Origin of the sequence: Streptomyces sp. NPDC059456 (assembly GCF_042750055.1) — a bacterium.
Lineage (GTDB): Bacteria > Actinomycetota > Actinomycetes > Streptomycetales > Streptomycetaceae > Streptomyces.
Genome location: NZ_JBHYVA010000320.1, coordinates 1 through 9171, shown reverse-complemented (window position 1 = coordinate 9171; position 9171 = coordinate 1). Strand labels below are relative to the sequence as shown.

Sequence of the window (9171 nt, the reverse complement as noted above, 5' to 3'; positions counted from 1 at the left end):
TCCAGGTGCCGCCGGTCCGGTCCCAGAAGGACCAGTAGCGGTAACCGACGGCCTCGGCCTGCCCCGCCACCGCGAGGACCAGCAGCCGGTTCCTGGCCAAGGCCGCCGCCGTCACCGCCGGACTGACCGCCGCCGGGGCGGTGTTCGGGCTGTTCCGGGACCAGACCATCGCGCACCTCTTCGGGGCCGGGCACGACAGCGACGCCTTCCTGATCGCCTGGACCGTGCCCGAGATGGCCTCGACCCTGCTGATCGAGGACGCCATGGCGCTGCTGATGGTGCCCGCGTTCAGCCACGCCCTGGCCCGGCGGGCGGCCACCCGGGCCGGGCTCACCCGCAAGGAGGCGCGCGCCCAGGACCCCGTACGGATGCTGGTGGGGGCGACCCTGCCGCGGCTGACGGTGTTCCTGGCCGCCGTCGCCTCGCTGCTCGTCGTCGCCGCGCCGCTCGTCGTGGCCGTGCTCGCGCCCGGACTGCCCGATCCGGCGCTGGCCGTCGAGTGCACCCGGATGACCGCGCTGACCGTGCTGTCCTTCGGGGTCGCGGGGTACTTCAGCGCCGCGCTCAGGGCGCACCGCTCGTTCGTGCCGCCGGCCGCGATCTACGTCTCGTACAACGTCGGGATCATCGGGACGATGATCGCCCTCCACGCGGTGTGGGGGGTGCGGGCCGCCGCCGCCGGTGTCGCCGTGGGCGGCATCCTCATGGCTCTGGTCCAACTGCCCGCGTTCATCCGGAACGTGGGCTTCGGTCCGCCGCGCGCCAAGGGCGCCCCGCGCAGCCAGCGCGACCGGGACCGGCCCACCCTCATCGCGTTCGGACTGATCGCCCCGGTGATCTTCTTCGCGGTGTTCCGGCAGTCGCAGGTCCTCGTCGAGCGGTTCCTCGCCGCCTCGCTGCCCCCCGGGGCCATCTCGCACCTGAACTACGCGCAGAAGGTCGCGCAGATGCCGATGGTGCTGTCCCTGATGATCTGCACCGTCACCTTCCCCGTCGTCGCCCAGGCCATGGCCGGCGGAGAGCGGGAGAAGGCCCGGCGGCGCGTCGAACAGGACCTCGCACTGGCCTCCCTCGCCGTCCTCATGGGCACCGCCCTCGTCATCGGGTACGCCCCGCAGATCATCCAGGTCCTCTTCGAACGAGGCGCCTTCACCCACCGCGACACCCTGGCCACCGCCGACGTCATGCGCGTCTACGCCCTCGGACTCCTCGGCCACTGCCTCGTCGGGGCACTGTCCCGGCCCTTCTTCTCGACCGCCCGGCCCACCTGGTTCCCGGCGCTCGCGATGGGCGCCGGGCTCCTCGTCAACATCGTGGCCGGGGCCTTCGCCGTGCGCTGGTGGGGCACGTACGGGATCGCCGGCGCCAACGCCGCCGGCATCTCCACCACGGCCGTCCTGCTGCTCACCGGGCTCGGCTCGCGGATCGTCGCCATCCAGGTCCGCCGGGTCGCCCTCAGCATCGGCCGGCTCTCCGTCGCCGCCGTCGGCGCCTGCGGCACCGGCTGGATCGCCGGGCCGATGATCCCCGACCCGCTGCTCAGCGCCGCACTCGGCTGCCTGCTCGTCCCGGCCATGTTCGGCGCCTGCGGCATGGCCATACGGGCGCTCGAGATCACCGCCCTGCCCGCCCAGTTGACCCAGAGGTTCCGCAATGCCCGCTGACACCCGCACGGCGCCGGCCGCCACGCTGGTCCCCGCCCGCCGGACCGCCTCGCCGTGGGTCCTGATGTACCACTCGGTCGCCGAGTTCACCGACCCCGCCGAGGACCCGTACGGCATCACCGTCACCCCGGCCGCACTGGAGGCCCAGCTGCTGTGGCTGCGCTCGCGGGGCCTGCGCGGGGTGTCCGTCGGCGAACTGCTCCGGGCCCGGGCGGCCGGCCGCGCCGCCGGGCTGGTCGGGCTGACCTTCGACGACGGCTACACCGACTACCTCACCCGGGCGCTGCCCCTGCTGCGCCGCCACGACTGCACCTCGACGCTGTTCGTCCTGCCCGGGCGGCTGGGGGTCGACAACGTGTGGGACCCGCTGGGCCCGCGCAAGTCCCTGCTGACCGCCGAGGGCATCCGCGAGGTCGCCGCCGCCGGACAGGAGATCGGCTCGCACGGACTGCTCCACCAGGACCTCACCGCGACCGCCGACGACGTCCTCCAGCAGGAGCTGCGCGGCAGCCGCGAGCTGATCCGGGAACTCACCGGGACCCTGCCGACGGGGTTCTGCTACCCGTACGGGCACCTCGACGCGCGGGTCGTCGACGCGACGCGGGCCGCCGGGTACGGGTACGCCTGCGCCATCGACCCCGGCCGGCTGGCGGGCCTGCACGCCCTGCCGCGCACCCACGTCAGCCAGGCGGACGGGGCCGGGCGGCTGCGGGTCAAGCAGCTGCGGCACCGGGTGCAGGAGCTGCGCCGGGCGGTGCAGCGGTGAAGTCCGTACGGGCTCTGCACGTCATCACCGGGCTCGGCGTCGGCGGCGCCGAGCAGCAGCTGCGGCTGCTGCTGCGGCACCTGCCGATGCGCTGCGACGTGCTCACGCTGACCAACCCCGGTCCGGTGGCCGAGGGGCTGCGGGCCGACGGGGTCCGCGTCGTGCACCTGGGGATGCAGGGCAACCGGGACCTCGGGGCGCTGCCGAGGCTGGTGCGGTTCATGCGGCGCGAGCAGTACGACCTCGTGCACACCCACCTGTACCGGGCCTGCGTGTACGGGCGGCTCGCGGCCCGGCTCGCGGGCGTCCGGGCGACCGTGGCCACCGAACACTCCCTCGGCGAGCACGAGATCGAGGGCCGGCCGCTGACGCGCGGGGTCCGGGGCCTGTACCTGGCCACCGAACGGCTGGGCGCGGCGACCGTGGCGGTGTCCGAGACCGTGGCGGCACGCCTGGAGGAGTGGGGTGTGCCGGCCGCGCGCGTGCACGTCGTACCGAACGGCATCGAAGCCGTGCGCTTCCGCTTCGACGAGGGGGTGCGCCGGGCCACCCGGGCCCGCACCGGGCTGCCGGAACGGGCCTTCGTGGTCGGCGGCGTCGGGCGGCTGGTGCCGGGCAAGCGGTTCGACTCGCTGGTCCGGGCGGTGGCGGCGCTGCCCGGAGCGCACCTGCTGCTGGCCGGGGACGGCCCGGAGCGGGCGGCCCTGCGGCGGCTGGCCGCGGAACTGGGCGCCCAGGGCCGGATCCACCTGCTGGGGGAGCGCGACCCGCTGGGCGACGGCGCCGACGGGCGGACCCCGGGGATCCCGGCGCTGCTGGCCGCGATGGACGTGTTCGTGTCGCCGTCGCGGGAGGAGGCGTTCGGGCTGGCGGTGGTGGAGGCGCTGGCCGCGGGGCTGCCCGTGCTGCACGTCACCTGTCCGGCGATCGACGACCTCCCGGCCGCACAGGCGCCGGGGGCCCGGCGGATCGGGACCGGGACGCAGGAGCTGGTCGCCGCCCTGCGCGGGCACATGGAGGCCGGCGCGCGCCGGCTGCCGCCGCCCCCGGTGGTCCGCCGCTACGACATCGCCCACAGCGCGGACCGGCTCCTCGGCGTCTACGCCCTGGCCCTGGCCCGGCACACCCGCGACCGCGACCGCACCGGCGGGCGCACCCCCGCCCGGGCCGGGCAGCAGGTCCGAGGCTTCACGCCCGCCCCGACGGTGACCCTGTCCTCCCGCGACGAGGTCCCGGACACCGTGCCCCCGTCCCCCGCGGGTGCCAACGGGAGGGGCTCCGGGGCGCAGCCGGGCCCGGAGGCCGGGCCGGTCGCGCCCGGGAGCACCGGGGCCGGGTCCGCGCCGGCGGGCCGGGGAGCCGCCCCCGCCCAGGCCCCGGCCCCGGTTCCGCAGGCTCCGGCGCAAGCGGGCGATTCGGCCCGGTCGGGGGCCGGGTGACCCGGTCCCCGCAGGGGTCCCCGCGCGGGACCCGTACCAACCCCCCTCCACCAGGAAAGAGACAGGGACATGGCTGACACCACCGATCAGAAGAAGACCGACCGCCGTCGCCGCAAGGTACGGCTGCTGCCGCCGCCCGCGTGGTGGCCGTTGCCGGCCGCCGCCGTGCTGGGGCTGGCCGCGGGCGGGGCGTACGGCGTGCTCAAGGCACCCGAGTACGCCGCCACCAGCTACGTCGTCGCCGTCCCGGACGACACCACCGAGCCGGCCACCGCCCTCGGCTTCGCCCAGGCGTACGCCCGCATCGCCACCAGCAGTTCCACCCTCGCCTACGCCCAGCCCCGCGCGGGCGTCGACGCCCGCAGGCTCCGTACGCAGGTGCGCGCCGAGACCTCCCCCGAATCGCCGATGATCGCCATCACCGGCACCTCCAAGAGCCCGAACGAGGCCGCGGACATCGCCAACGCCGTCGCCGACGCGCTTTCGCTGAACAGCAACCAGGCCGCGAAGAACACCGGCGTGCAGCTGCTGCTGTTCAACCAGGCGGTCGCGCCGAGCGAGCCCGCCTCGCCGTCCGCCGCCATCAGCGGGGCCGTCGGGCTGTGCGCCGGCGGGCTGCTGGGCGGACTGTGGCTGCTGGCCCGGCCCGGCCGGGGCCGGCGGTCCGGGCAGCAGCAGCCCGTCGTCGAGGAGTACGCCTCCCTGCCCGCGCAGGGTGAGCACACCGAGACCAAGGAGAAGGAGTCCGTGCGATGACCGCGGGCTCCACCGGGGCCCTGTCGGTGACGCTGTGCCGCGACCCCCGGCAGTTCGCCGCGCTCGAAGAGCCGTGGAACCGGCTCGTGCGGGCCTGCCCCACCGCCACCCCCTTCCAGAGCCACGCCTGGCTGCATTCCTGGTGGCTCTCGTACGGCCGGGACGGGCGGCTGCGCCTCGTGCTCGTACGGCGCGGCGAGGAACTCGTCGGCGCGTGCGCGCTGATGCTCGTCCACCGGCCGCTGCCGCTGCTGGTGCCGCTCGGCGGCGGCATCACCGACTACTTCGACGTGCTGGTGGCCGCCGAGCACGCCGACCAGGTGGTCCCCGCGCTGGCCCACGGCCTGTACCGGGCGGCCCGTGGCGCGGTCGTCGACCTGCGCGAGGTGCGGCCGGGGGCCGCCGCCGAGGCGCTGTACGGGCAGTGGCCCGGGATCCGCAGCACGCTCACCGATTCGACCTGCATGGAGCTGCCCGCCCTGCCGTTCGACGAGCTGGTCAAGCGGATGCCGGCCTCCGGCGCCCAGCGGGTCCGGGCCAAGCTGCGCAAGACCGACGCGGCCGGCATCGAGGAGCGCGAGGTCACCGAGCAGGAGGTGCCGCGCGCCGTACGGACGCTGCTGCGGCTCCACGAGAAGCAGTGGCGCGGCCGCGGGGTGACCCCCGAGCACCTGAGGCCCCGCTTCGCCGAGCACCTGACCCGGGCCACCCGGCGGATGGTGCGGGCCGGCGAAGGCCGGCTGACCGAGTTCCGGCTCGACGGCAAGGTGGTCGCGGCCAACGTCACGCTGCTGTCGGGGGCGCTCAGCGGCGGCTACCTGTACGGCGCCGACCCGGACCTGCGGAACCGGAAGGTGGACGTGGCGACGCTGCTGCTGCGCTACGAGGCGGGCCGCGCCCTCGCGGAGGGACGCCCGGTGGTGAGCTTCCTGCGCGGCAACGAGCCGTACAAGAACCACTGGCGCCCCGAGACCGTCGTCAACCAGCGCTTCCTGCTGGCCAGGACGGCGCTCGCGCCCCTGCTCCGCCTGCACGAATCGCAGGTGGCGGGGCGCGAGCGGGCGGTGGACGCGCTGCGCGAGGCCCTGCCGGCCGCCCGGGACTGGCGGGCGCGGCTCAACGAGCTGCGGGTCCGATGACGGCTCTACCAGGGCCAGAAGCCGGAGTCCTTGCCCCAGTTGATCTTGACGCAGACCGACTGCTTGCCGACCAGCTTGGAGAGCCACTCGCCGAAGTTGATCGGCACGCACCACTCCGTGCTGTTGGCGGGCGGTTCGACGGGCTCGGGCTCGGGCACCACCGGCCCCGGCACCAGCGGACTCGGGACCGGCACCGGGAGGGGGTCCGGGCTCGGGCTCGCCGGGGTCTGGGGCGACGGGACCGCGGGCGAGGGCACGGGCTCGGGAACCGGCTCGGGGGAGGGGCTCTCGGGCGCCGGGACCTGCGGGCTCGGCTCGACCGGCTCCGGGGTGACCGGGACGGGATCGGTCGCCGGGACCTCGGGCGAGGGCACGGCCGGCGAGGGCACGGGCTCCGGGACCGGGTCGGGCAGGTGGCCGGGGCTCGTGCTCGGAACCACCGGGACCACCGGGACGTCCGGCGAGGGGACCGCCGGGGAGGGCACGGGCACCTCGGGTGCCGGGATCTGCGGGGTCGGCACGACCGGCGTCGGCACGACCGGTGTCGGGACCACCGGGGTCGGCACCACCGGCGTGGGGATGACCGGAGTGGGCACCACGGGCGTCGGGATCACCGGGCCCGGCCGCTCGGGGGCGAGCGCGGCACGGAACGCCTTCGCGGAGCGCGGGTTCTGCTTGCACTGCCAGACGCCGTGCGGGCAGTAGTCGGTGATGGTGTGGTAGAGCGGCCTGTGCTGTGCGATCCACTTCAGCATGCGCTGCACGTACTCCGGGTTGTCCCCGTGCCGGAACAGCCCCCACTCCGGGTACGAGATCGCTTTGCCGTGCGCTTTCGCGAAATCGACGTGCTGCTGGAGTCCGTACGGCTGGCTGACCATCTCGTCGAAGGTCCGGCCGGGAGCCTGGTCGTACGAATCCATGCCGATCACGTCGACGACGTCGTCGCCCGGGTAGCACCTGGTCCAGCCGATCGCGTCCGACCCGCGGTTGGGGGCGAAATCGAACTTGAAGTCCTGACCGGGAACGGAGCGCATCGTGTTGACGATGCGTCGCCAGTACTCCTTCCAGCCCTCCGGGTCCGGCGCGCAGCGGTGGGTGTACGTGGCGCCGTTCATCTCCCACCCGAGCACGATCACCGTGTCGGGAAGGTTCAGTTCCACCAGCTTCTCGGCGAGCCGCTGGAAGTGGTGGTCGAACTCGCCCTCCGCGCCCGCCCGGATCAGCTGCGCCACCTGGCGGTCCGGGACGTGGTCCTCGTTGCGCTCCTGCATGGGCACGTTGAGGACGAAGAGCCGGTTCTCCTTGGCCCGGCGCCACCGGGCCCAGGGCTCCAGGAAGTCGGGGCCCTCGATGCGGGCCCACCGGTCTCCGGGCAGATAGGTGTGCCCGACCCGGATCTCCTTGCCGCCCAGCCAGCGCGACAGCCGCGGGATCCGGTCGACCCCGGGGGGACCGGAGTCGAGGAACGCGCCCATGGCGATGTCGGAGCCCTTGGGCTGCTCCTTCTCGGGCGCCGCGAGCGCGGCCCCGGTGGCCAGCAGTCCGGCCGTCACCGTACCGATGCAGGTGCTCGCCAGTCGGCGGTGTGGTCTGGGCATGGCGTCTCCCGAACTTTCCTGAATCGGTCTGCTTGTCAAAGACGTTAGGCATCACATCTGACGAATGGCCTGTCCGGTGACTGCTGCCTAGGCCATTCGCAGCTGCGTATCCTCCCCGCTTGGTCCGACTAGGTGAAAGACACCGTTCCCATGCACGCGTTCGTCAGCCATCTGCCCGCTGTAGTGCTCAGACTCGATCGGAATCCGTTCCACCACGGAACCCTCGGCGCCGTCAGATCGCTCGGGCGCAGGGGCGTGGAGGTCCATGCCGTCGTCGAGGCCGGGGGAGGTCCCATGGGGCGCTCGCGCTACCTGCACGCCGCGCATCCCGGTCCGGCCGGGGGGCTGGACCCCGAAGCCCCGGACACGCTGCTGGAATGCCTCGTCGGGGTGTCGGAGCGGATCGGCAGGCCGGCGGTGCTCGTGGCGATGGACGACCTGAGCGCCATCGCCGTCGCGCGGATCGCGCCGATGCTCCAGGGGCGGTTCCGGATCCCCCATCAGCCCGACGGGCTGCCCGCCCGGGTGGCGGACAAGGCGGAGCTGTCGCGGCTGTGCGAGCGCTGGGACATCCCGCACCCGGAGACCGTGATCCCGGCGAGCGGGGCCGAGGCGGCCGAGGCCGCCTGGCGCCTCGGCCTGCCGGTGGTGGCCAAGTGGAGCCGGCCCTGGCTGCTGCCGTCGGGAGCCGGACTGCGCAGCACCACGCTCGTGCACACCGCCGCCGAGGCGCGCCGGATGTACGAGCGCACGGCCGAGGCGGGCAGCCGGCTGCTGCTCCAGCGGTTCCTGCCGGCCGGGACCGACACCGACTGGTTCTTCCACGGGGCCTTCACCCGGGGCGGGCACCCGCTGCTCGCCGGGTCGGGCCGCAAGGAGCTGTCGTGGCCGGTGCGCACGGGCCTGACGGCGGTGGGGCGCTGGCTGCCGGATCCGGCGGTGGAGGAGGCGGGGCTGCGGATCGCCGAACGGCTGGGCTACCAGGGGATCCTGGACCTGGACTTCCGCCGGGACGAGAGCGGCTGTTTCCGGCTGGTCGACTTCAACCCGCGTCCGGGCGCGCAGTTCCGGCTGTTCACGGACGCGGGCGGGCTGGACGTGGTCCAGGCGATGTACCTGGACCTGACGGGGCAACGGGTTCCGGAGCCCTCGGGCGGCCCGGGGCGGGTGTTCGTCGCGGAGAACTACGCGCTGCTGGCGGCGGTCCGGGGCCGGCAACTGCCCTGGCGGTCCGGTGCGAGCACCCCGCCCGCGGCCTGTGCGGTACCCCCGCGGTCGGGCCGCGACGCGGCGGCCCCGGCCCCGACGGGCCCGGCCGTACGGCGTCCTGACGCCGTGCCGGGGGCCGCGGGACCGGCCGTACGGCGCGCCGACTCCGTACCCGCTCCGGCGCGGCCCGAGGACGCGGGGGCCGGGGCGGACGGTGCCGGGGGCCGGCGGCGCGGGCCGGTACGGGCGGTGCCGCGGGCGGAGCGCGGGCGGACGGAGGCGGCCTGGTTCGCCGCCGACGACCCGCTGCCGTTCCTCGCGATGCTCGCCGCGTTCCTCGGCCGCGGCGCGGACAAGGGCGCGCGCGTCCTGCGCGGTGTCCCGGCGCACGGCCGGCGCACGGCCCGCGCCGTGGTCCGCACCCCGCGCCAGCGCGCCCGCGACCTGACCCCGCCGGCGGCCCCTGCCGAACCGGACGAACTGGTGACCAGATGACGCCCGCCGTGTAGCGCCCGCCCCCGATCCTCCCGGCGGGGGGGAGCACCCCGGGCACCAGGGGGCACCGGTCTGGCGGGCCCGGACGGGGGCGGGTGGAGGCTC

At 75.1% G+C, this 9171-nt stretch carries 6 protein-coding genes and 1 pseudogene; 6 read left to right on the top strand and 1 reads right to left on the bottom strand.

All coding sequences use genetic code 11. From position 1 onward, the window contains the following. Window positions 1-140 precede the first annotated feature (140 nt). The 5 genes and pseudogenes from murJ (at window position 141) to ACFXA3_RS24980 (ending at window position 5764) form a co-directional block, all read left to right on the top strand. Entirely contained in the window at window positions 141-1664 is a 1524-nt protein-coding gene (gene murJ / locus ACFXA3_RS25000) for a murein biosynthesis integral membrane protein MurJ (protein ID WP_385190349.1), read from the top strand. Then, entirely contained in the window at window positions 1654-2430 is a 777-nt protein-coding gene (locus ACFXA3_RS24995; protein WP_385190347.1) for a polysaccharide deacetylase family protein, read from the top strand. Before murJ ends, ACFXA3_RS24995 begins: the two co-directional genes overlap by 11 nt. Further along, window positions 2427-3545: pseudogene (locus tag ACFXA3_RS24990) on the top strand (glycosyltransferase); the annotation flags it as partial. The gene ACFXA3_RS24995 and the pseudogene ACFXA3_RS24990, both read left to right, overlap by 4 nt. 393 nt (window positions 3546-3938) lie before the next feature. Continuing rightward, the gene (locus ACFXA3_RS24985; RefSeq protein ID WP_385190344.1) at window positions 3939-4625 is read left to right on the top strand and encodes a lipopolysaccharide biosynthesis protein; all 687 of its coding nucleotides are present in this window, start codon (window positions 3939-3941) and stop codon (window positions 4623-4625) included. Beyond that, a complete protein-coding gene (locus tag ACFXA3_RS24980) occupies window positions 4622-5764 on the top strand; it encodes a GNAT family N-acetyltransferase (protein ID WP_385190342.1) in 1143 nt (380 codons plus the stop codon). The genes ACFXA3_RS24985 and ACFXA3_RS24980 overlap by 4 nt, the downstream gene beginning before the upstream one ends. 5 nt (window positions 5765-5769) lie before the next feature. On the opposite strand, the gene ACFXA3_RS24975 is transcribed toward ACFXA3_RS24980, so the two are convergent. Further along, complete coding sequence (locus ACFXA3_RS24975; protein WP_385190339.1) at window positions 5770-7362, bottom strand: glycoside hydrolase family 26 protein; 1593 nt, start codon at window positions 7360-7362, stop codon at window positions 5770-5772. Between the two features lie 294 nt (window positions 7363-7656). Here ACFXA3_RS24975 and ACFXA3_RS24970 point away from each other — a divergent pair, with 294 nt between their 5' ends. Continuing rightward, on the top strand, window positions 7657-9066 hold the full coding sequence (locus ACFXA3_RS24970) for an ATP-grasp domain-containing protein (protein WP_385190338.1): 1410 nt from the start codon (window positions 7657-7659) through the stop codon (window positions 9064-9066). Window positions 9067-9171: the final 105 nt, after the last annotated feature.